Annotated in this window: 15 protein-coding genes; 11 read left to right on the forward strand and 4 right to left on the reverse strand. The window is 65.5% G+C overall.

Annotated elements, in window-relative coordinates:
* Positions 1–28 precede the first annotated feature (28 nt).
* The 7 genes from AC4BCN_RS12660 to AC4BCN_RS12690 all read left to right on the forward strand — a co-directional run bounded on the left by AC4BCN_RS12660 (position 29) and on the right by AC4BCN_RS12690 (position 16,366).
* A complete protein-coding gene (locus AC4BCN_RS12660) occupies positions 29–1,207 on the forward strand; it encodes a CmpA/NrtA family ABC transporter substrate-binding protein (protein ID WP_490493448.1) in 1,179 nt (392 codons plus the stop codon).
* Between the two features lie 14 nt (positions 1,208–1,221).
* A complete protein-coding gene (gene cobA / locus AC4BCN_RS12665; protein WP_490493449.1) occupies positions 1,222–2,001 on the forward strand; it encodes a uroporphyrinogen-III C-methyltransferase in 780 nt (259 codons plus the stop codon).
* A gap of 142 nt (positions 2,002–2,143) precedes the next feature.
* Complete coding sequence (locus AC4BCN_RS12670; protein ID WP_490493450.1) at positions 2,144–5,182, forward strand: CHASE domain-containing protein; 3,039 nt, start codon at positions 2,144–2,146, stop codon at positions 5,180–5,182.
* Positions 5,183–5,257: 75 nt separating this feature from the next.
* The gene (gene recC / locus AC4BCN_RS12675; protein WP_490493451.1) at positions 5,258–8,677 is read left to right on the forward strand and encodes an exodeoxyribonuclease V subunit gamma; all 3,420 of its coding nucleotides are present in this window, start codon (positions 5,258–5,260) and stop codon (positions 8,675–8,677) included.
* The gene (gene recB, locus AC4BCN_RS12680; RefSeq protein ID WP_490493452.1) at positions 8,674–12,333 is read left to right on the forward strand and encodes an exodeoxyribonuclease V subunit beta; all 3,660 of its coding nucleotides are present in this window, start codon (positions 8,674–8,676) and stop codon (positions 12,331–12,333) included. The genes recC and recB overlap by 4 nt, the downstream gene beginning before the upstream one ends.
* A complete protein-coding gene (gene recD / locus AC4BCN_RS12685; RefSeq protein ID WP_490493453.1) occupies positions 12,323–14,296 on the forward strand; it encodes an exodeoxyribonuclease V subunit alpha in 1,974 nt (657 codons plus the stop codon). The genes recB and recD overlap by 11 nt, the downstream gene beginning before the upstream one ends.
* A 150-nt stretch (positions 14,297–14,446) precedes the next feature.
* Positions 14,447–16,366, forward strand: a complete 1,920-nt coding sequence (locus AC4BCN_RS12690; RefSeq protein ID WP_490493454.1) for a methyl-accepting chemotaxis protein — start codon at positions 14,447–14,449, stop codon at positions 16,364–16,366.
* Between the two features lie 7 nt (positions 16,367–16,373).
* On the opposite strand, the gene AC4BCN_RS12695 is transcribed toward AC4BCN_RS12690, so the two are convergent.
* Positions 16,374–17,273: a LysR family transcriptional regulator gene (locus tag AC4BCN_RS12695; RefSeq protein ID WP_139092679.1), complete on the reverse strand. Its 900-nt coding sequence runs from the start codon at positions 17,271–17,273 to the stop codon at positions 16,374–16,376.
* A gap of 120 nt (positions 17,274–17,393) precedes the next feature.
* On the opposite strand from AC4BCN_RS12695, the gene AC4BCN_RS12700 reads away from it, so the two are divergent.
* Complete coding sequence (locus AC4BCN_RS12700) at positions 17,394–18,326, forward strand: DMT family transporter (protein WP_490493455.1); 933 nt, start codon at positions 17,394–17,396, stop codon at positions 18,324–18,326.
* A gap of 46 nt (positions 18,327–18,372) precedes the next feature.
* Here the strand turns inward: AC4BCN_RS12700 and AC4BCN_RS12705 are convergent, their stop codons facing one another.
* On the reverse strand, positions 18,373–19,251 hold the full coding sequence (locus tag AC4BCN_RS12705) for a serine hydrolase (protein ID WP_139092677.1): 879 nt from the start codon (positions 19,249–19,251) through the stop codon (positions 18,373–18,375).
* A 415-nt stretch (positions 19,252–19,666) separates the two neighbouring features.
* On the opposite strand from AC4BCN_RS12705, the gene AC4BCN_RS12710 reads away from it, so the two are divergent.
* Positions 19,667–20,926: a sensor histidine kinase gene (locus AC4BCN_RS12710; protein ID WP_490493456.1), complete on the forward strand. Its 1,260-nt coding sequence runs from the start codon at positions 19,667–19,669 to the stop codon at positions 20,924–20,926.
* A complete protein-coding gene (locus tag AC4BCN_RS12715) occupies positions 20,923–21,672 on the forward strand; it encodes a LytR/AlgR family response regulator transcription factor (protein WP_490493457.1) in 750 nt (249 codons plus the stop codon). Before AC4BCN_RS12710 ends, AC4BCN_RS12715 begins: the two co-directional genes overlap by 4 nt.
* 30 nt (positions 21,673–21,702) lie before the next feature.
* Here AC4BCN_RS12715 and AC4BCN_RS12720 read toward each other — a convergent pair whose 3' ends face one another.
* Positions 21,703–21,921: a TOBE domain-containing protein gene (locus AC4BCN_RS12720; RefSeq protein ID WP_034757699.1), complete on the reverse strand. Its 219-nt coding sequence runs from the start codon at positions 21,919–21,921 to the stop codon at positions 21,703–21,705.
* A 173-nt stretch (positions 21,922–22,094) separates the two neighbouring features.
* Between AC4BCN_RS12720 and AC4BCN_RS12725 the strand changes: the two genes are divergently transcribed.
* Positions 22,095–22,580, forward strand: coding sequence for a hypothetical protein (locus AC4BCN_RS12725; protein ID WP_490493458.1), 486 nt, complete (start codon positions 22,095–22,097; stop codon positions 22,578–22,580).
* Between the two features lie 12 nt (positions 22,581–22,592).
* Here AC4BCN_RS12725 and AC4BCN_RS12730 read toward each other — a convergent pair whose 3' ends face one another.
* On the reverse strand, positions 22,593–23,732 hold the full coding sequence (locus AC4BCN_RS12730) for a hypothetical protein (RefSeq protein WP_338681988.1): 1,140 nt from the start codon (positions 23,730–23,732) through the stop codon (positions 22,593–22,595).
* Positions 23,733–23,774 lie beyond the last annotated feature (42 nt).

The following is a 23,774-nucleotide window of genomic DNA, read 5'->3' on the forward strand; positions in this document are numbered from 1 at the left end:
AAAACAGTACTTATCAGCAAGGAATGGTATGACACAGCAAGCGGGCACGAGTGCCCACGCGATGCGCTCCATGCATCCGGAAAAACAGACGATACGCATCGGCTACCTGCCGCTGACCGATTGCGCCTCGCTGGTGATGGCGTCAAAACTGGGTCTCGATGAAAAATACGGCATCAAGATCGAATTGAGCCGGGAGATGTCGTGGGCCGGCGTGCGCGACAAATTGAACAGCGGCGAGCTCGACGCTGCCCACGTGTTGTACGGCCTCGTGTATGGCGTGCAGATGGGCATCGGCGGGCAACAGCACGACATGGCCGTGCTGATGAACCTCAATCACAGCGGCCAGGCCGTGACCTTGTCGGCGGCGCTGGCGCGCGAGGGCGCCCACGATGGCACCACGCTGGCGCGGCACATGCGCGCTGCGGCGCGGCCATTTGCGTTTGCGCATACTTTCCCGACCGGCAACCACGCGATGCTGCTGCAATACTGGCTGGCCGCGCACGGCATCGATCCGCTGCGCGACGCGCGCGTGATGACGGTGCCGCCGTCGCAGATGGTGGCTGCCTTGCGCGCGGGCCAGATGGATGGCTTTTGCGCCGGGGAACCGTGGGGCTACAAGGCCATCGTCGATGGCGTGGGCGTGACGGCCACCACCAGCGGCGCCATCTGGCCCGACCATCCGGGCAAGGTGCTGGGCACCAGCGCCGCGTTTGCGCAGCAGCATCCGAACAGCTGCCGCGCCCTGATCGCCGCCGTGCTCGAGGCGGGGCGCTGGATCGATGCCAGCGACACCAACCGGCTGGCCATGGCGGCCACCCTGGCCGAGCCCGCTTACCTGCATACGCCGCAGGAAACCCTGGCGCCGCGTATCCTCGGCCATTACCAGGATGGCCTGGGCAAGACCTGGGACGAGGCGCACGGCTTGAAGTTTTATGGCGATGGCGCCGTCAACTTCCCGTATTTGTCGGACGGCATGTGGTTCATGACCCAGCACCGGCGCTGGGGCTTGCTGCGCGACGAACCCGATTACCTGGCCGTGGCGCGCCAGGTCAACCGCATCGACCTGTACCGCCAGGCGGCGGAGATGACGGCCACGCCATTGCCGCCATCCCCCATGCGCAGCTCGACCCTGTGCGACGGCGTTGTGTGGGACGGCAGCGCGCCGGAAGCGTACGCGGCATCGTTTGCCATCGGCCATTTTTTCTGATTGGAGAGTGCATCATGGCGCAATGTGGTAGCGTGACCCTGGTCGGCGCCGGTCCCGGCGACCCGGACCTCCTGACCCTCAAGGCGGTGAAAGCCATCGCGCGGGCCGACGTGGTGCTGATCGACGACCTCGTCAATCCGGCCATCCTCGCGCATGCGGCACACGGCGTGCGCGTGGTCGAGGTGGGCAAGCGGGGCGGCTGCGCGTCCACGCCGCAAGCGTTCATCGAGCGCCTGATGCTGTCCGAGGCGCGTGCCGGCCTGCACGTGGTGCGCCTGAAGGGGGGCGATCCGTATTTGTTCGGACGGGGCGGCGAAGAGCGCGCCTACCTGCGCAGCCACGGCGTGGCCGTCGAAGTAATTCCCGGCATCAGCAGCGGCCTGGCCGCGCCATCGTCCATCGGCGTGCCGCTCACGCACCGCGGCTGGAGCCAGGGCGCCATCTTCGTCACGGGCCACGGCAAGGACGCGGCGTCCGAACCGAACTGGTCGGCCCTGGCGCAAAGCGGCTTGACGCTCGTCATCTACATGGGCGTGGCCCGTATAGCCGCCATCCAGGCCGGCTTGCTGGCCGGCGGCATGGCGCCCGGCACGCCCGTGGCCGTGGTGCAATCGGCCAGCCTGTCCGCCCAGCGCCAGTTGCTGAGCACTTTGCAACGCTTGCCGGACGACCTGCTGGCCAGCGGCCTGGGCAGTCCCAGCATCATCGTCGTCGGCGACGTGGTGCGCTGCGCCGATGCCTGGGATGACCATGGCGCCGGCGCCTTGCTGGCCGGGGCACTGCGGGAAGCTTGAGCACCCGGCGTTTCCAGTGCAAGCAGCGTACGCGCTTTTTTTCTTCCACAAGCGCGTCGGGCATGAGCTTTGATAGTATCCTCGTACTTGCTGGGCGGCTGCAGCGCCGCCCATTCGAGGAAACCGGAATAAGCGATCGACAATGCACACTTTGAGCAAGGGCGGGGCGGGATCAGGTATCAGGATATGGGCGGGTGGCCTGTTGCTGGCCTTGGCGGTGGGCGGCGCCCTGTATGCGGGCGCGGCGCGCACGGTCAATGACGACGCCGAACAGCGTTTCGACAATCTCACGCATGGTGCCCAGCACAGCCTGATCACGCGCGTAAAAAGCTATTCCGACCTGCTGCGCGGCCTCGAAGCCCTGTTTCGCACCAGCGAGCATCTGACGCGCCGCCAGTTCCACGATTACGTGACCGGCCTCGATATCGTGCGCCAGTTCCCGGCCATTGAATCGGTCAACTACGCGACAGCCGTCCCGTCGGCACAGCGCGCCGCCTTCATCGAAGCCGTGCGCAAAGACACGAGCCTGGCGCCGGGCGGCTATCCCGGCTTCACCATCCGGCCCGCGGGGGAGCGTCCGGAATACACGGTGCTCACCTACCTGGAACCCGATTCCCTGCTGTCCGAACGCATGGGCGTCGACATCGGCGCCAACCCGCTGGTGGCGCAGTCGCTGGCGCAGGCGCGCGACAGCGGCAAGGTGAGCGCATCGGGGCAGGTGATCATGATCAAGGGGCCGCCCGCGCACGTGGGCCTGGGCATGCGCCTGCCCGTGTACCGCAATGGCATGCCGCAGGGCAGCGTAGCGGAGCGCCGCGCCGCCTACCAGGGTTCCGTCGGCATCGGCTTTGGCGTGGCGCAACTGGTGCACAGCGCGCTCGAACGCAGCGCCCTGGAACCGCTGCACCTGACCTTGTACAGCGCGGCCGGCCCTTTGCCGGCCAGCGGGGCCCTGTCCATCACGCCGCAGGACCGCCTGCTGTTCAACGATGACGGCGACCTGGCGGCAGCGCCGCCGCAACCGGGCAGCGATGCCGATTATTTCGACCAGGTGCTGCCCGTCGCTTACCAGGGCGGCCTGTGGAAAGCCCATTTCCGCGTGCGCAAGGCGGAGCTGTACAGCCCCTTCGACCGCTACTTTCCATGGCTGGCGCTGGCCGTCGGCGTGGCCGGCACCCTGCTCATTTATGGCTACATCTTTACCCTGTACCGCTCGCGCCGCAACGCCGTGGCGCAGCGCACCCTGCTCGATACGGTGCTCGACAGCGTCGACGCCTACGTCTACATGAAGGATGCCGACCTGCGCTACCGCTACGTGAATGCGCGCACGGCCACCATCCTGGGCCGTCCGGCGGAGCAGCTGATCGGCCGCCAGGATGGCGAGTTGATGCTCGGCGATGCGGCCGCCGCCGCGCAGCGCACGGAGCGCCAGGTCTTCGACAGCGGCGCCAAGTTCGTCGGCGAGGAGCGCTTCGTCGATGCGCAGGGCCAGGTGCACCACCTGTGGAGCGTGAAGGTGCCGCTGGGCTTGCCCGGTCCCGTCACGGGCCTGATCGGCCTGTCCACCGACGTGACGGAACTGCATCGCCTGAAAGAGCAGGCCGACGCGGCCAGCCAGGCCAAGAGCGACTTCCTGTCGAACATGAGCCATGAAATCCGCACGCCGATGAACAGCATCATCGGCATGGCGCACCTGGCGCTGAAATCGGTGGCCGACGCGCGCCAGCGCGACTACCTGCAAAAAATCTATCATTCGGGCCAGCATTTGCTGGGCCTGATCAACGATATCCTCGATTTTTCCAAGATCGAGGCGGGCAAGCTGGAACTCGAGGTGCTGGACTTCCGCCTCGACACCCTGCTGGCGAACATCGCCAGCCAGCTGGGCGACGCGGCCGCCGTCAAGGGCCTGGCGCTGCAGTTCGATATCGCGCCGGAGCTGCCGCAGCGCTGGCGCGGCGACCCGCTGCGCCTGGAGCAGGTCTTGCTGAACCTGACCAGCAACGCCATCAAGTTTTCCGACAATGGCAGCATCTTCGTGCGCGTACGCCAGTCCGAGGAGCGCGGCAGCCACGCCATGCTGCGCTTCGAGGTGCAGGACCGCGGCATCGGCATGAAGCAGGAAGAGGTGGCGCAGCTGTTCCGCTCCTTCCACCAGGCCGACCCGTCGACCACGCGCAAGTATGGCGGCAGCGGCCTGGGGCTGGTGATCAGCAAACAGCTGGTGGAGCTCATGGGTGGCAAGGTGGGCGTGTACAGCCAGCCGGGCCTGGGCAGCACCTTCTGGTTCACGGCGCGCCTGGAGAAAAGCGCGCAGGCGTCCGACGAGCGCATTGCCGAAGTCGAGCCGGAAGTATTGGGCGTGATACGCGGCGCATCCATCCTGCTGGTCGAAGACAACGTCTTCAGCCAGCAGGTGGGTTGCGAATTGCTGGAAGACGCCGGCGCCACGGTCTGCGTCGCCGGCAATGGCCGCGAAGCGCTGGAATTGCTGGCCCGCCAGCGCTACGACTGCGTGCTGATGGACGTGCAGATGCCGGAGATGGATGGCTTCGAAACGACGCGCCGCATCCGCGCCGACCCGAAACTCACAGGCCTGCTGGTGATCGCCATGACGGCCAACGCGGGCAGCGAAGACCGCGCCCGCTGCCTGGCGGCGGGCATGGATGAATTCGTGACCAAGCCGATCGCCCCGAATCTGCTGTTTCACCTGCTGGCGAAATGGTTCCGTCTGCGCGGCGGTATCGGCAACATCGGCCGCATGCGCGCAAGCGACAGGCTGGCGGAGGCGCCGGCAGCGCCGTCATCGGCCGCGACGCCGGAATTGCGCGACACGGCCATCCTCGACCTGGCCACCCTGGCCCTCACGTTTAGCAATGACGCCGTGAAGATGCGCAAATACACCCAGCTGTTTCTCGACACGGCGCGCGACGGCATCGCCGAAATGGAGCAGGCCATGGCGCTGGAAGATCTGGGGCGCCTGGCCGACCTGGGCCACCGCAGCAAATCGTCGGCGCTGGCCGTGGGCGCCCATGCCTTTGCGGGCCTGTGCACGTCGATCGAAGGCTTGCGCGTGGGCGGCGACCTGCAGCAGGCGCGCGTCTTGCTGACGGCCCTGAGGCCGGCGCTGGCGCAGGTGGCGGAACAAATTTCCGTCGAATTTGCCGCCAGCGACACCCCCTGACGCAAGCAGCGGCGATAATAGGCGTTTGACGTCTCCGGCCACCGGGCCGGAGGCGCGGCAACCCATCGGATCAGCATGCATACACCCGTCACGCCCGGCCTCCTCATCCTGCACGGCAACCAGCTGGAACAGCTGCGCGCCGCCGTCTTCCAGTGGCTGCGCCAGCATCCGCTGGCGCCGCTGGAAACGGACATCTTCCTGGTGCAGTCGAACGGCGTGGCCGAATGGCTGAAGATCGCCCTGGCCGAGGAAATGGGCGTGTGCGCCGCCACGCGCATCGCGCTGCCGGCGCGCCTGCTGTGGGAAAGCTACCGGGGCATGCTGGGGCGCGACAGAGTCCCGCGCGTGTCGCCGTTCGACAAGTCCCCGCTGACGTGGCGTTTGATGCGCCTGTTGCCATCGCTGCTGGCCGACCCCGTGTTCGCGCCGCTGCGCTACTTCCTGGCCGACGGCGATTGCGAACGCCGGCTGCAGCTTGCCGAGCGCCTGGCCGACCTGTTCGACCAGTACCAGGTCTACCGCGCCGACTGGCTGGCCGATTGGGCGGCCGGGCGCGACCAGTTGCGCACGGCGCGCGGTGAATCCATCGTTTTGAAGGACGACCAGCGCTGGCAGGCGCAGTTGTGGCGCGCCGTGGCGGCCGACGTCGAGGAGTTCGAGCGCGACACGGGCCGCGCCGACATCCACGACGCCTTTCTGGCGGCGATTGCCGCCGGCGCCGCGCCGGTAGGCAAGCTGCCGCGCAGGGTCGTGCTGTTTGGCGTGTCGGCCTTGCCGTACCAGACCTTGCAGGCGCTGGCCGCGCTGGCGCGCCACACGCAGGTGGTGCTGGCCGTGCCCAACCCGTGCCAGTTCTACTGGGGCGACATCATTGATGGGCGCGACTTGCTGCGCGCGGAAAACAAGCGCCAGCGCCAGCGCAACGGTACCGACCTGGCCGGGATTCCGATCGAGGAACTGCATGCGCACAGCCACCCGCTGCTGGCCAGCTGGGGCAGGCAAGGGCGCGATTTCATCCGCATGCTCGACGAATTCGACGAACACGCGCAAGCCGATGGGCGCGACGACAGCCTGCGCATCGACCTGTTTGGCGAGGAAACGGGCGAGACCTTGCTGCAGCAGGTGCAGGTGGCCATCCGCGAACTGCGTCCGCTGGCCGAGCATGAGCAAACGCCGCCCGATGCCGGCGACCGTTCGGTCGAATTTCACGTGGCGCACAGCGTGCAGCGCGAAGTGGAAGTGCTGCACGACCAGCTGCTGGCCATGTTCGCGCACAGCGCCGACACGGGTTTGCGTCCGCGCGACGTGGTGGTGATGGTGCCCGACATCGATACCTTCACGGCCGCCATCCACGCCGTCTTCGGCCAGTACCGGCGCAACGACGAGCGTTTCATCCCGTTCGAGATCGGCGACGTGAAGGACCGCAGCGTGAACCCGCTGCTCGTCGCGCTCGAGTGGCTGCTGCAACTGCCGCAGCAGCGCTGCCGCCAGAGCGAAGTGCGCGACCTGCTCGACGTGCCCGCGCTGGCCACCCGCTTTGGCCTGCAGCCGGACGACCTGGTCACCCTGGGCGCCTGGATCGAAGGGGCGGGCGTGCGCTGGGGCCTGGACCAGCATCACCGCAGCGGCCTGGGACTGGGCGCGGCCGGCGAACAGAATGCGTGGATCTTCGGCGTGCGGCGCATGCTGCTCGGTTATGCCAGCGGCAGTGGCGCCAGCTTTGGCGGCATCGAGCCGTATGCGGAAGTGGGCGGCCTCGATGCGGCGCTGGCGGGTTCGCTGGCGCAGCTGGTCGAGGCGCTGCTGCACTGGCGCACCGTGCTGGCCGGCACGCGCACGCCAGCCGAGTGGGGCGTGCAGGCGCGCGCGCTGCTGGCCGCCTTCTTTGACGCCGACGACGAGGGCGACCGCCTGACCCTGGCGCAGCTGGAAGGCGCCTTGCAGGGCTGGCTGGAAACCTGCGAGCATGCTGGCTTTGTCGAGTCGGTGCCGCTGTCCGTGCTGCGCGTGGCGTGGCTGGGCGCACTGGACGAACCGACCCTGAACCATCAATTCGTCTCCGGCGGCGTGACGTTTTGCACCCTGATGCCGATGCGCGCGGTGCCGTTCCGCGTCGTGTGCCTGCTGGGCATGAACGATGGCGACTTCCCGCGCCGTGCGCAAAAGGCCGATTTCGATTTGCTGGCGCTGCCCGGCATGGCGCGCCCGGGCGACCGCTCGCGCCGCGACGATGACCGCTACCTGATGCTCGAAGCCTTGCTGGCCGCGCGCGACAAACTGTACGTGAGCTGGGTGGGGCGCAATGTGCGCGACAATTCCGAGCAGCCGCCATCCGTGCTCGTGTCGCAGCTGCGCGATTACCTGTCCGCCGGCTGGTCGCTGGACCGGCACCTGGTCTCGCTGACCACCGAGCACGCGCTGCAGCCGTTCAGCCGCCGCTATTTCGAAGCCGATGGCTTGCTGACGTACGCGCGTGAATGGCGCGTCGCGCATGCCGATGCGGAGGCGCAGTCCGGGGAACTGGCGCTGGGTCCCTACGAACTCGATCCCGGCACGCGCTTGAAACTGGGCGAGCTGGCCAGCTTCTTGCGCCAGCCCGTCAAATACTTTTTCCGCCGCCGCTTGAGCGTGCACTTCGCCGATGCGGCCATGCTGGGCGAGGATGAAGAACCGTTCGGCCTGAATGCGCTCGAACGCTATCTGCTGGAAGACACCATGCTGGACGACGGCGGCGCCGTGGAAGCCTTGGACGACGTGCGCCCCAGCCTGGAAGCGCGCGCGGAAAAGCTGGCGCGCGAAGGCGTGCTGCCGATCGGCCTGATCGGCCGGCAAGTGCAGGCGCAGCTGGTCGAGGCGCTGGTGCCCGTGCGCAGCGCATGGCTGTCCTTGCGCGCCTCGTTCCCGCTGGCGGCAGACAAGCGCGCCATCAACTTGCCGTTTGGCGAAGTGCAGATCGACGACTGGCTCGACAAATTGTGCAGCAACGGGCAGGAAACGGCCTGGCTGATGCAGATTTCCTCGAAAGTGACGGACAAGAGCGGCCTGGCGCGCGGCGACAAGCTGATGCTGATGTGGCTGCGCCAGCTGGCTGCCGCGGCCCTCGGTTTTCCCGTCACCGGTTACCTGGTGGCGCGCGACGCCATCGTCAGCATGGCGCCGCTCGATCCGGCCACGTCGCGCGACGCGCTGGCTACCTTGCTGGCGCTGTGGCGCGAAGGCATGAACCATCCGCTGCCGACGGCGTGCAAGACGGGCCTGGCGCTGGTGCAGCAGGGCGACCCGCGCGCCGTCTACGATGGCGGTTTTGACATGACTGGCGAGCGCGCGGAACTGTGTCTGGCCCGTCTGTGGCCCGAGTTTTCCGCGCTGGCCGCGGAGGAAGCGTGGGAAGACTGCACGCGCGAGCTGTATGGTCCGCTGGCCGGCTGGCTGCAACAGCACATCACAATCGACCCGATCAGCGCGCCTGATGATGGCGCGGGAGAAGAACAATGACGAGCCATTTGCTCAACCCCCTGGCATTCCCGCTGCACGGCTCGCGCCTGATCGAAGCGTCGGCCGGTACGGGTAAAACCTGGACCATCGCCGCCCTGTACGTGCGTCTCGTGCTGGGACACGGCGGCGACGACAGCCGCTTTACGCGCCCGCTGCTGCCGGCCGACATCCTCGTGATGACGTTTACCCGCGCCGCCACGCGCGAATTGTCGAACCGCGTGCGCGAGCGCCTGATCGAGGCGGCCGCTTATTTTCGCCACGAATCCGGCGGCAGCGACCCGTTTCTCGACGCCTTGCTCGAGTCCTACCCTGACGAGAGCGAACGGCAAAAGGCCGCGCACCGGCTGATGCTGGCCGCCGAGACGATGGATGAAGCGGCCATTTTTACCATCGACGCCTGGTGCCAGCGCATGCTGCGCGAGCATGCGTTCGACAGCGGCAGCCTGTTCGACGAAGAACTGGTCAGCGACGAGCAAGCCCTGTTCGAGGATGCGGCCCACGATTACTGGCGCCAGCAAGTCTATCCCTTGCCGCCGCAGGCGCTCGACGTGCTGCTGGCCTGCTGGCCCGACGTCGGCGCGCTGAAGAAGGGCGCGCGCGAGCTGGCGCGCCGCGCGGACATCATGCGCATGGCGGACGAAGAGCCGTTGTCGGCCCTGATCGCGCGCGAACAGCGGGCGCTGGCCGCGCAGCTGGCCACCCTGAAGGCGGGCTGGGTCGAGCGCGTGGACCAGATGGCGATGTGGATCAACGATCACCGCGCCGCCAATCCCAAGTGTTTTAATGGCGTCAAGATGAAGCCGGAGAACCTGGCGAAGTGGTTCGACGGCTTGCGTAAATGGGCGCAAGACCCGCTGTTGCTGCTGCCGGCCATCACGGCCAAGGCGTGGGAACGCCTGACGCCGTTCGGCATCGAGGATGCGTTTGCCAAGAGTTTCACGGCCCAGGTACCCGAATGCTTCGAGCATACGGAGGCGCTGGGGATCGCTCTGGCGGGTATCACGCCGCTGGCGCACAAGCTGCACCTGCATGCGGCGGCGGCCATCGCGCGGCGCATGGATCAGTTAAAACGCCAGTCGCGCCAGTTCGGCTTTGCCGACATGCTGCAGCGCCTGCACGACGCGCTGGCCGGCGAGAATGGCGTGGCCCTGCGCCAGCGCATCATCGACCAGTATCCGCTGGCCATGGTCGATGAATTCCAGGATACGGCGCCGGCCCAGTACCAGATTTTCAACCTGCTGTACCGGATTGCCGACAACGACCCGGCCCTGGGCCTGTTCCTGATCGGTGACCCGAAGCAGTCGATCTACGGTTTTCGCGGCGCCGACATCCAGAGCTACCTGGCGGCGCGGCGCGCCACCACGGGACGCCACTATCAGCTCGGCACGAACTACCGTTCGACGGCGCCGCTGGTGGCGGCCGTCAACCAGCTGTTCCTGCACGCGGAGCGCGACGAGGTGCCAGCCGGCGCCTTCCGCTACCGTAAAGGGGGCGAGAATCCGCTCCCGTTCGAGGCCGTCGATGCCAAGGGCCGCGCCGAACACCTGGTGAACGCCAGCGGCCCGCTGCCGGCCCTGCTGGCCGCCTGCGCCAGCGATGAAGCGTTGCGTGGCGACAGCTACCGCGAGTATTTCGCGCAGCACTGCGCCGAACATATCGTCGCCATGCTGGGCGACCCGCAGGCCGGTTTTACTGGCCCCGACGGTTTTACGCGCTTGCAGCCGGCCGACGTGGCCATCCTCGTGCGCGACCGCAAGGAGGCGGCCGCCATCCGCCGCGCACTGGCGCGCCGCCGGGTCGCCAGCGTCTACCTGTCCGACAAGGATTCCGTCATCGACAGCGAGGAAGCGCAAGACGTGCTGCGCTGGCTGGCGGCGCTGGCCAATCCACTCGACGGGGGACTGGCGCGCGCCGCGTTTGCCACGCGCACCATCGGCCTGTCGCTGGGCGAGCTGGCGCGCCTGTCGAGCGATGAACTGGAATGGGAGCGCCGGATCGAGCAGCTGAAGGCCCTGCACCTGATCTGGCAGCGCCAGGGCGTGTTGGCCATGCTGCGCCGCTTCATCCATGAATTGCAATTGCCGGCCATGCTGCTGCAGCAGACGGGCGGCGAGCGGCGGTTGACGAATCTGCTGCACCTGGCTGAACTGCTGCAATCGGCCAGCCGCCAGCTCGATGGCGAGCAGGCGCTGATACGCTGGCTGGCCGAGCAGATCGCCGGCGAAGGCGAAAACGGCGACGAGCGCGTGCTGCGCCTGGAAAGCGATGCGGAACTGGTGAAGGTCATCACCGTGCACAAGTCGAAAGGACTCGAATACCCGCTGGTCTATTTACCGTTTTCCGTCACGGCGCGCAAGGTGGATAAACGCAACCGCAGCTTCTTCGAGTATGCGGGCGACGATGGCGAACGCCGCCTCGACCTGTCCTTGTCCGACGAGGCCATGGCGTTTGTGGAAGAGGCGCGCATCGAGGAAGACTTGCGCCTGCTGTACGTGGCGTTGACGCGGGCGCGCCACTTCCTGTGGCTGGGCGTGGCCGCCCAGGCGGCGCGCAAGGCGGGCGAGAACACCTTGCACGAATCGGCGCTCGGCTACCTGCTGACGGGCGGCGACAAGCTGCCGTTCGACCAGTTGCTGCTGCGCTGGCAGCAGGTGGCGGGCGATTGCGACGCCATCTATGTCAGCACCTTGGGGCAGCCCGACGCCTGCACGGTGCTGGACCGGGTGGAGCGGCGGCCCGAGTTGCGGCCCGCGCCCGTGTTCGCGGGCGAATTCGAGCGCGACTGGTCGGTGGGCAGCTTCACGTCGCTGACGCGCCAGATCGGCGCCGTGGCGGCCGCGCACGTGCCGCAGCGGGCGCTGGAAGAAACCTTGCTGGAAGATGGCACGGCTGTCGCCGTGACCTCGCCGATGCACATGGGCGACGCGCCCTGGCACCGCTTCCCGCGCGGCTCCGTGCCCGGCAATTTCCTGCACGAGCAGCTCGAGTGGATGGGCAGCGAAGGGTTTGACAGCGTCCACGATGACAACTTCGACACGCGCCTGGCCGCGCGCTGCGAGCGGTCGGGCTGGGGCCACCGCCAGGACGACGCGATCGCCTGGCTCAGGGAAATCGCCATCACGCCGCTGCCGCTGCTCGATGCCTCGCTGTCCCAGCTGGACAGCACCCTGTCCGAAATGGAGTTCTGGTTCCCCAGCGAGCATTTGTCCACGGCCGCGCTTGACCAGCTGTGCACGCGCTTGCTGCTCGACGGCGCACCGCGTCCCGTGCTACCGCGTCGCCAGCTGCACGGCATGCTGAAGGGTTTTGCCGACCTGGTCATCGAACACGATGGCCGCTACTGGGTGCTCGACTACAAGTCGAACGCGCTGGGCGCCAACGACGCGGCCTACCACACGCAGGCGCTGGCGGCCGGCATGGCGCAGCACCGCTACGATATCCAGGGCGCCATCTACATGCTGGCCCTGCACCGGTTGCTGAAAAGCCGGCTCGGTGACGCCTACGATCCGGCCGAGCACCTGGGCGGCGCCATCTTCCTGTTCCTGCGCGGCATCGCGAATGCGGATACGCATGGCTGCTACTGGTTGGCGCCGCAGCTGGAACTGCTGGACGGCCTCGATCAACTGTTAGAAGAAACGGAACACCATGCAGCATAACGCGCAGTTGGATACCCTGCAGATGGATGCCTTGTTCAGCCATATCGATGGCGTTGCCGAGGGGGGGCACCTGCGCCGCCTGAGCGCCGCCTTTGCCCGCTTCATCGGCACGCTGGACGAGGGCGCGCCGAATGCGTCCGCCGTGGCCGTGGCCTGCGTCGTGCTGTCCGAGCTGGAAGGACGGGGGCACAGCTGCCTGATGCTGGCAGACCTGGCCAGCGAACCGTCGCAGTTGCTGGGCTGGAGCGAGGAGCTGTGGCATGCGGTGCTGGCCGTCTCCGGTCCGCTGCCGGACAGTGTCGAGGGCTGGCGCGCGCTGCTGGCCGGCGCGCCGCAAGTGTGGCAGGTGGGCGCGGCCGACGTGCGCCAGCCGCTGGTGCTCGATGGCGACCGTCTGTATTTGCGCCGCTACTGGCGCGACGAAAGCCTGGTGGGCGAAAAAATCGCTGCGCGCGCGCAGGATTTGACCAATCCGCCGCTGGCGCAGGTGCGGCAATGGCTCGACATCCTGTTCGACCAGCCTACGCAGGACGGTGGGCCGGACTGGCAAAAAGTGGCGTGCGCCATCGCGCTGCGCGGCAAGGTGGCCATCATCACGGGCGGCCCGGGGACGGGCAAGACGTACACGGTGGCCAGTTTGCTGACCTTGCTGTTTGCCGTCTCGCCGCAGCCGGAGCAGTTGCGCATCGCGCTGGCCGCGCCGACGGGCAAGGCGGCCGCGCGCCTGAAGCAGTCGATCGACAAGGCTTTGGAGGGGCTGGCGGCCAAGGCGGGCGATGCGTTGCCCCTGCTGGAACTGGCGCGGCGCATGGGCGCGGCGCGTACCCTGCATAGCTTGCTGGGCGCGCGGCCCGATACGCGCGCCTTTGCCCACCACGCGGGCAATCCGCTCGACGTCGACGTGCTGATCGTCGATGAAGCGTCGATGGTGCACCTGGAGATGATGGCGTCCGTGCTCGACGCCTTGCCGCCCACGGCGATATTGATCCTGCTCGGCGACAAGGATCAATTGGCGTCCGTGGAAGCGGGCGCCGTGCTCGGTGACTTGTGCCACGACGCGCAGGCAGGCGGCTACACGCCGGCCACCATCGCGTATGCGCAGGCGGCCAGCGGCGTGGCCATTCCGCCCGACTTTGCGGGGGCGGCCGGCGCGCTGGCGCAGCAGACGGTGATGCTGCGCCACAGCCACCGTTTCAGCGGTCCGATCGGCGAACTGGCCTTGGCCGTGAATGGCGGCAGGCCCGATCTGGCCAAAGCGTGTTTTGCCGGCGACAGCGGCGGCCAGCTGGCGTGGAGCGTGAGCGCGCAGCCGGACGAGGTGCTGCGCCTTGCCTTGCGCGGGCGGGCCGATGCGCCGGGCGGCTACCAGCCTTACCTGGCGCTGGTCAATGCCGGCGAAGCGGCGTACGCGCAGCATGACGACTGGGTGCGCGCCGTGCTGCACGCTTTCGAGTCGTTCCGCATCCTGTGCGCCGTGCGCGAAGGCGAGTGGGGCGTGGCGGGCTTGAACACGGCCATTGAGCTGCGGCTGGAAAAGGAAGGCCTGATACGCCGCAGCGAATGGTATGTGGGCCGCCCCGTGATGGTCACGCGTAATGATTACGGTACGGGCGTGTTCAATGGCGACATCGGGTTGACCTTGCGCGATCCGGCGCGGCCGGGATCATTGCGCGTGTACTTCCTGGAAGGCGAGAACGTGCGCAGCGTGCTGGCCACGCGCTTGCGCCACGTGGAGACGGCGTTCGCCATGACCGTGCATAAATCGCAGGGTTCGGAATTCCGGCACACGGTGCTGGTGCTGCCGCAGGAAGGCGGCGCCATGCTGGCGCGCGAACTGGTCTACACGGGCATCACGCGCGCGCGCAACTTCTTTACCCTCGTCTCGTCCACGCAGGCCGTGCTGTTCGACGCGATCTTGCGCCGCACGCAGCGGGCCAGCGGCTTGAGGGGGCTGATCGGCTGATAGGGTTCGACAGGTTTCTACACGGAAATATATGTGTTGTATTCCGAATATTGATGATAATTGTTCCGATTTTTGTGTGAGAATGCTTTCATAGAGAAAGTAGTGCAGAGCACTGTTTCTCGTCACTAAAATCGAAACGAGGAGTCCATCATGTTGTCTTCCCTTCGCACGCGGCTGGTGCTCATTTGCGTGGCCATCGTCGTACTGTCCATGCTGGCCTTGTCGGTCGCCAATTACGTCACCACGCGCAGCAGCATGCTGGCGTCGTCGGACCAGCAGATGCAGCAGCTGCTGCAAAGCCAGTCGGCCGTGTTGGCGCAATGGGTCGATGGCAAGAAAAAGGTCATGGCGTCCGTCGTCATGTCGGCCGAGACGCCCGATCCGCTGCGCGCTTTCGAGATCGCGGAAAAGGCTGGCGATTTTGCTGAAGTGTTCATCGGTTACGCGGACAAGCGCTCCGTGTTTACCCATCCGGGCCGCCCGGCCGATTTCGACCCCACGGCGCGCGCCTGGTACACGGACACGGTCAAGGCGGGCGTGCCGATGCTCACGCCGCCATACGTGGACGCGGCCAGCCACAAACTCGTGGTGTCGTTCACGGCGCCCGTCGGGCCGAAAGAGGCATTGGTCGGCGTGGCGGGCGCGGACGTGCTGCTCGATACGGTGATTGCCAACGTGGTGGCGATCAAGCCGACGCCGCACAGCTTTGCCTTCCTCGTCGACCAGAGCGGCACCATCATCGCCCACGCAAACAAGGACCTGAGCCTGCAGCCGGTGGCGAAACTCGATGCGTCGCTGTCGGCCGCGCAGGTCAACCGCCTGGAAAGCGCGCGGACCAGCGAGGCCGTGCGCCTGAATGACCGCGACGGCAAGCTGTACGTCACGCGCGTGGCCGGCACCGACTGGCTGCTGGCCGTGGTGCTCGACCAGCAGGAAGCCATGCAAGCCTTGCAGACGATGCTGACGACGGCCACCGTCACGGCCGCGCTGCTGACGGGGCTGGCTGCGCTGCTGCTGTCGCTGCTGGTGTTCAAGATGCTCAAGCGCCTGGAACTGGTGCGCGACGCGCTCGAAGACATCGCTTCGGGCGAGGGCGATCTGACGCGACGCCTCGATGCTTCCGGCGTGGATGAACTGGCGCAGATCGCCGGCGCCTTCAACCGTTTCATCGACAAGATCGCCGCCGTGCTCGTGAAAATCCGCACGGCCAGCGAATCGGTCAAGGTGTCGTCGTCGGAAATCGCCGCCGGCAACCAGGACCTGTCGTCGCGCACGGAACAGCAGGCGAGCTCGCTGGAAGAGACGGCCGCCTCGATGGAGGAGCTGACCAGCACCGTCAAGCAAAATGCCGACAATGCGCGCCAGGCGAATCAGATGGCGCAATCGGCGTCCGGCGTGGCCAGCAAGGGTGGGCAAGTGGTGGCGCAGGTGGTTGATACCATGGCGTCGATCAACGATTCGTCGAAGAAGATCGTCGACATCATCAGCGTCATCGACGGCATCGCCTTCCAGACGAATATCCTTGCGCTCAATGCGGCCGTGGAAGCGGCGCGCGCGGGCGAGCAGGGACGGGGCTTTGCCGTGGTGGCGACCGAAGTGCGCAGTCTGGCCCAGCGTTCCGCGGGCGCGGCGAAGGAAATCAAGCTGCTGATCGACGATTCCGTGAGCAAGGTCGATTCGGGCGCGCGCCTCGTCGACGAGGCTGGCGCGACGATGCAGGAAATCGTCGACAGCGTGCGCCGCGTCACCGACATCATGGGCGAGATCACGGCCGCCAGCGTCGAGCAGAGTTCCGGCATCGAACAGGTGAACCAGGCGATTGCGCAAATGGACCAGGTGACGCAGCAGAACGCGGCCCTGGTGGAAGAGGCGGCCGCCGCGGCGGAAAGCCTGCAGGACCAGGCCAGTACCCTGGCGCAGGTGGTGGGCGTGTTCAAGCTCGATGAAGGGCAGGCGCCGGCGCCTGTCAAACCGGTGGTGCGCACCGCCATCGCGCCACGCCTCGCCAGCAGTCCGGCAAGGACGGCGACCGTCAAGCCGGAACGCAGCGAAGAGTGGGAGACTTTCTAAGTAGCGTTCAAGCGCGCCGGGGCGCCAGGGTCGGCGCCATCTGTTTCGCCACGTCGAAAAAAGCGTTGGTGGCCGGCGTATTCTGGCGCCGGTCGCGCACGGCCAAGCCCACCTTGCGGCTGACGGGCGGATTCAAGGGCAGGGCGACCAGCTCCGGATACTGCTCGCGCAGCCGCTGCGGCAGCGCCAGTTCGGCGACGATGGACAGGCCGTCGCCGCGGCTGACCATGTCGAGGATGGTGATGACCTGGCTGATGCGGTAGGGCACCTGCGGCTGCAGGCCCGCGTTGGCGAACAGCGGCTCGATCAGGCAGGCGCAGCCCGCCTCGGACATGATGAACGGCCCTTCGCACAATTGGGCCAGGGTGATGGCCGTTTCGCTGGACAGCGGGTGGCTGCGCGGCACCAGCGCCATCATCTGGTCTTCCACCAGCGGTGCCGTATCGAAACGTTCGTCGGGCAGCACGACGAAGCCCACGTCGACCCGCCGCTCGCGTATCCACTGCACCACTTCATGGTCGGCGCCTTCGTCGATGCGCAAGTCGATGCCCGGATAGCGCAGGCGGAATTGCGCCGTGATGGCAGGCAGCAGATTCAGGGACGACGTCGGGCCGAATGAACCGATGCGCAGGCTGCCCTGGCGCTGGCCCAGCACGTCGGCCGCTTCCTGGCGCATGGCTTCGGAAAGCCCGAGGATTTCGCGCGCGCGCACGAGCAACTGGCGGCCCACGTCGGTCAGCTCGGCCGAGGCCTGGTGGCGCACGATCAGGTCCACGCCCATTTCCTTTTCCAGCGCTTTTAATGCATGGGAGACGGCCGACTGGCTGATACCCAGCTGCGCGGCGGCGGCGGAAAAGCCGTGCAGTTCGGCCACCAAGGTAAAAATTTCCAGTTGCGTGAAGGTCATGGTGTGGTTTCTTTGTGTTATGAGTATTTACTCATTATTTCATGAGTTGATATTAGTATTAATATATAAGTGTACAGCAACTACACCACCCGCCGCGCAAGCGTCATAACAGGATATCCCATGTCTTCTTCCGCCATACCATCAGCCGCTTTGCCTGCCGTGCAATCGCCGCTCGTCTACCTCAAACTGATTTTCGTCGCCCTGTTCTGGGGCGGTACCTTTATCGCCGGGCGCGTACTGGCGCAGCAGATGCCGCCCATGACGGCCGCCAGCGGACGTTTCGGCGTGGCCGTGCTGCTGCTGCTTGTGCTGGCCTGGAAACTGGAAGGGGGCTTGCCGCGCCTGGACCGCAAGCAATTGATGACGACGGCGGCCCTGGGCCTGACGGGCATCTTCTTGTACAACCTGTGCTTCCTGGCCGCGCTGTCGCGCATGCCGGCGGGGCGCACGGCTTTATTTGTCGCGCTGAACCCCATCGTGACGGCGCTGGCCTCGGCCATGCTGTTCCGCGAACGGCTCGGATCGTTCAAGTGGCTGGGCATCATGCTGGCGTTCTGCGGCACGGCGATCGTCATCACGCGCGGCGATCTGGCCGGCGTGCTGCACGGCACGGGCGGCGGCATCGGCATGGGCGAAGTGTTCATGTTCTGCGGCATTTCCAGCTGGGCAGCCTATACCCTGATCGGCCGGGTCGCGCTGAAGGGCTTGTCGCCGATTGCCGCCACCACGTATGCGTCGATGTGGGGCCTGGCCTTTTTGCTGGTGGGGGCGGCCGTGGAATTCCCGAGCGTGCCATGGCACAGCTTCGGCTGGCAGGTGTGGGCCGCCATCGGCTACCTGGGCGTGTTTGGCACGGTGATCGGCTTTGTCTGGTATTACGAGGGCGTGAAGGCGCTTGGCCCGTCGCGCACGGCCGTGTTCAACAACCTCGTGCCCGTGTTCGGCATCGTGCTGGCGGCGGTGTTGCTGGGCGAGCCGGTGCTTGCCTCAATGTTGGTGGGCGGGGCGGTGACGATTGCCGGCGTCATCATGGCCAACCGGCAATCGGCTTAGACCCTAAGCAAGTACCGTGGGGTCGGACCCGGGCAACTAGCAGTAATCAGCGGGCGCGGCGGCGTTTACTTGGCTTCGCCGGCGCCTTCTTGTGCCGGCTGACCGAGGCGCGCATCACCTTCGGCTCTTCGATGCCGTTCTCGGCCGCCAGCATGCGGCGGATGTTGACGGCGTCCATGGCGCGCACGGAATTGGCGCGCGCGTTGAGCAAGATCATCGTGGCGAACTTGCCGGCCGACTTGATGCGCATGATCAGGCAGCGGCCCGCTTCATTCGTGTAGCCCGTTTTCGACAGGCCGATGTCCCAGCCCTTGGCGCCCACCAGGCGGTTCGTGTTGTGGTATTCCACGTCGCGGCCCTTGATCTGGATCACGTCCTTCGAATCCGTGGTGATGCGGCTGATTTCCGGGTAGCGCGAGGCGGCCACGGCCATCTTGACGAGGTCGGCCGCCGTCGACTGGTTGTTCGGCGACAAGCCCGTGGGCTCTTCGATCACGGTCTGGCGCATGCCCAGGGCCTTGATCTTGGCGTTGACGGCCACGGCAAACGCCGTCGGGCCGCCGGGGAAGGTGCGTGCCAGCGAAGCGGCGGCGCGGTTGTCGGATGACATCAGCGCCAGTTGCAGCACGTCGTGGCGGCTCAGGCTGGCGCCCACGGGCACGCGCGAGGTGCTGTGTTTCAAGGTATCGACGTCCTCGCGGTCGATGCTGATTTCTTCCTCCATGTTCGCCTTGGAGTCGAGCACGACCATGGCTGTCATGAGTTTGGTCAGCGAGGCGATGGGCACCACCACGTTGGAATTTTTTTCAAGCAAGACTTTGCCTGTGCCGTCTTCGACCACCAGTATCGACTGGGAACCGAAGGGCACGGCGATGGCCGCTGTCGAAAGCGTCATCAGCACCGCGGCGAACATTTTTTTGAGCATGGGATTGTATGTGGAAAAGCAGTTTTGGGGCGCCATCGTGGGCGCTGCGCGCAAATCCGGAATGGGGCCGCGTGGCGACGCGGCGTGTATCTCGGAGGCAATATTTGCCAAGCTTAGACAATACCATTAAAGATCAAGCGATGTCTACGGTACAGGCCCGCAACAGGCGGCGTTGCGGCCAATTTGGCAAATAAAAACGGCTATTCTTGCCGTAGTGAAAATTGTTGCGCAATTATTGATTTCATCTTGGAAACTTCGTATGATTTGAGCAATATTGGCGACGGGCCACGGCGGGCGCCGCGCGCTTCGTCGTTGATGCCTGCCGCTTCGTGCTTCGTCGCCCCGCGCTATGCCCCGCAACAGGGGCGCCGTAGACTGCGTTCATGCCTGAATCACAGACCACGGAGAACGCATCGTGTTAAAAAAATATACGGACTGGTACCGCAGCGTCGATGAGGAATCGCTGCTGGTGCTGAAACACCCCGAGATGGCGGAGCAGGTCCAGGGACGGATGCGCCGCTACATCGCCATAAAGCTGGCCAAGCTGACGCCGATCGAGCGCCAGCAGTTGCACGATTTCCTGCTCAAGTACCGCGGCGCCGGTTTTTACATCGCCGCGTGCAAGCTGATGCTGTTGTTCAGCGCCATCGGCGTTGCACTGCACTTGCTGCTGCCGGCCAAGTTCGAATTGCTCAAGGCCCTGGTCTTCAGCAACGGCCTGGGGTTTGCGCTGGTGTGGGGCCTGGTGGGCGTCTGGTTCAATTACCGCAGTTCCGTGCGCAACAAGCTCAAGAAACTCTTGCTGATCGTGTCGACCTGCGTAGCCGGGGTGGCGGTTGGCGTGCTGCTGGCCGGCTTCAGCGATACCGGTTCCATGGACATGGCCTTCGAGCGCTTGTTGCGCGTGGGCGGCACGGCCTTGCTCGTAGCTTGCCTGTTTTACATGGTGCCGCTGGCGATCGTGACCACCTGGCGCAACCGCCAGTACGAAGCGCTGACCCTGCAACTGCAGCAGGATGCCGAGCGCGACCGTCTGGCGCGCGAACTGAGCGAATCGCAGCTGCGCCTGCTGCGCGCGCAGATCGAGCCGCATTTCCTGTTCAATACCTTGGGCGCCGTGCAGCAACTGGCCGAGCAGGGAGTGCAAGGCGCCGGCAAGGCCGCGGCATTGACGGCCGACCTGATCGCCTTCTTGCGCGCCAGCCTGGCGGAAATGCGCAGCGAGCAGGTACCCTTGCAAAGCGAGTTCGACATGGTGGCCGCGTATTTGCGCGTGATGCAGGCACGCATGGGCTCGCGTTTGCGCTATGCGCTGGACTTGCCGGCCGAGTTTGCGCACGCGACGATTCCCAGCATGATCTTGCTGACCCTGGCGGAAAATGCCATCAAGCACGGTATTGAACCATCGTTGCGTGGCGGCGAGATCCGCCTGTCGGCGCTGCGGGTGGACGGCATGCTGCGCCTGCGCGTGCAGGATACTGGCATGGGTTTGCCGGCCAGCGGCACGGGCAGCGCACAGGGCGGTGGCTTGGGCCTGGAAAACGTGCGCAGCCGGCTGTTGCTGTCCGATCCGTCCGCCAGTTTGATCCTGCGCGATGGCGAAGAGGGCGGCGTGATCGCCGAAATATTGCTACCCATTAAAATTGCATCGAGCCAGAAAGAAGCTGCCGTATGAATACCACCATCCTGATCGCTGAAGACGAACCGTTGATGCGCGAGCGCCTGCAAATGCTGCTGGTGCAAGCCTGGCCCGAAGCGCAAGTCGTGCTGGTGGCGGAAAACGGCAACGATGCCTGGGACGGTTTCCTTGAGCATGAGCCAGACGTGGTCTTTCTCGACATCCGCATGCCAGGCCTGTCGGGCCTGGAAGTTGCCGAACGCATCGGCAAGCGCGCCCACGTGGTGTTCGTCACGGCGTACGACCAGTACGCCGTCGATGCGTTCGACGCAGGCGCCGTCGACTACCTGTTGAAACCCGTGCAGCCCGAGCGCTTGCAGCGGGCGCTGGCGCGGCTGCGCGACAAGCTCGGCGCGCAGCCGGCCGACATGGCCAATTTACTGCAGTCGCTGCGCGCGGCCTTGCCGGCGCCGCCGCGCGACAAGTTGAAATGGATCAAGGCCAGCGTGGGCAAGCAGATCCGCCTGATCGACATCGACGACGTGCTGTTCTTCCAGGCCGACACCAAGTACACGCGCGTCGTGCTGGCCGGCTCGGAAGCGCTGGTGCGCACGCCGCTCAAGGATTTATTGGGCGGCCTCGACCCGGAACAGTTCTGGCAAATCCACCGCGGCACCATGGTCAACGTGAAAGCCATCGAGGCGGCCGAACGCATTGACGCCGAGCGCATGCAGGTGCTGGTGCGCGGCAGCACGGAAAAGCTGCCCGTCAGCCGCACGTTTACATATCTGTTCCGCGATTAGCGACTAGCTGGCAAGGCAAACGCCGCGCGCTTACTGGATCTTGGCGATCGACACTTCCGTCGATTTGACCAAGGCGATGACTTCGCTGCCCACCTTCAAGTCCAGGTCCTTGATCGAGCGCGAGGTGATCACCGACGTGACGATGCCGTGCGGCGTTTCCACGTCCACTTCCGAGACCACGGGCCCAAAGATGATTTCCTTGATCTTGCCGCGAAACTGGTTGCGTACATTCACTTCCGAGATAGCCATGATTTTTCCTTTGTGCCCGTAATACGCCATGCGGCGCGACAAGGCCAGAGTACGGCCCGCGCGCGCTTTTGACCACGAATCGATGCGCATATCGATATGCGCAAAGCGTGCGTCTGCGCTGACGCAAGCACATTATTCGCCTATACTTGGTTGCAACATCCTGGAGGTTGGCCATGCGTCCATTGCCCTTGTTGCTGCTCTTGCCCTCATTTGCCGCGCTGGCGGAACCGGCTGCGGCGCTGCAGCCGATGGCTTTCCTGGCCGGCCATTGCTGGAAGGGTGAGTTCCCTGGCGGCAAGCAAACGGATGAGCACTGTTTCCAGTGGCTGTATGGCGGCCGGATGCTGCGCGACGTGCACACGGTGCGCAGCCCCGGCAAGCCTGACTACATGGGCGAAACCACGTATTACCACGATCCCGCCGCAAACAAGGTCGCCTTCCTGTATCTGGAAAACAGCGGCGGCCACAGCCGTGGCACGATGCTGTCGGCGGACGGCGGCCTCGACTTTCCCGCTACCGAGTACGTGGGCGCCAAGGGCAAGACCTTGACTTACCGCGTGCGCTGGACGCCCTCGGACGATGCCTATGAGGCGGCCAGCGAGATGCTGGTGGACGGCCGCTGGGTGCCGCAGTTCAAGCTGCTGCTGAAGAAGCAGTAAGGCTGGTTTCCCTTATTCCAGTTCCGGCTTGGCCTGCGTGGCATCCCTGGGCCCAGGCATGGTGTGGCTGTATGGATGAGCAGTACCCGGGAGCAAATCCGCCGCCAGTACCGACTTGCATTGGTCCATGACTTCCTTGTAGTGCTGCCACATTTCCACATACTTCTTCGGATGATTGATAAAGGTGATGCACATATCGGTCAAGTGCCCCTTGTTCAAGATCATCTTGACGATGTCGGTACTGGCCCTGGCAAGGTGTTCTGCCGTTCCTGCATTGATGGTGCTGGTACCGGGCTGGCTTTGCGCCAGCTTGTCGGCCAGTTCCTCTTCGAGCGCGACACGCTCGGCCTGTGCTTGCGCCAGCCCCGCGTTCGCCTCCACCTGTCCGGCCTTGCCGTCCGTGGCGCTGGCGGAACTTGCACCTTCCTGGGCTGTCTTAAGCATGACGACTTCCTTGCCCGTAGTGGCCAGGGCCGTTGGCTTGACTTGAACGGCGGCATCGGCATCGGCATTGGCTTGCAGGGCTTGTTCTTTTTTGATGGCAAGATCCAGTTTCGCTTGCGTTGCCAAGGCATCCTGGGACGCCTTGAGGCGCCGTTGTGCCTCTGCGGTTATGTCGGTATGGTCTGCCAGCACCGGCTGGCGCGCCACCACGGCGCCAGTCAGTTGCTCGATGGCCAGGATACCCAGGGTCAGGTCTTGCGAACGCTCCATGAGCAGCATGACGTCAGCATCGTTGAGCCATTTGTTTTGCGCGTATTCGCAGATATTGAACAGTTGCTGGCGCATCAGGGTGATGCTTTGGGAGTGCAGGCCCACGCTGGCGGCATTGGCGCGCAGGGCATTCGAGACGGCGGCGCTGTCGGGGCCGGCGCTAAGGGTGCCACCGAAGGAGGAGGCATACGATTGCAGGGCATCAGGTGTCGGCTCGGCACAGGCTTTGCCGTCTTTGGTGACATGAATCACGCGCTGGGCCGCGTCGAGGTGGACGGCCATGCCATCGCCTGGCAAGTCGGTCGTGCGGTGGATGGTGTGCAGGTTGGCGCAGGCCGATAGCGCCAGCAGGAGGGACGCGCTCGCGGCCATGCGCAAGGGCTTGTTGCCTGCATGGATCAACTGGAGAGTGTGGCGACCGGTATCGATTGAAGGCATGATGCTACTCCTTGATGAGGACGAGGTTAGGGAGAACACTGG

The organism is Janthinobacterium sp. Bl 1, assembly GCF_058215535.1.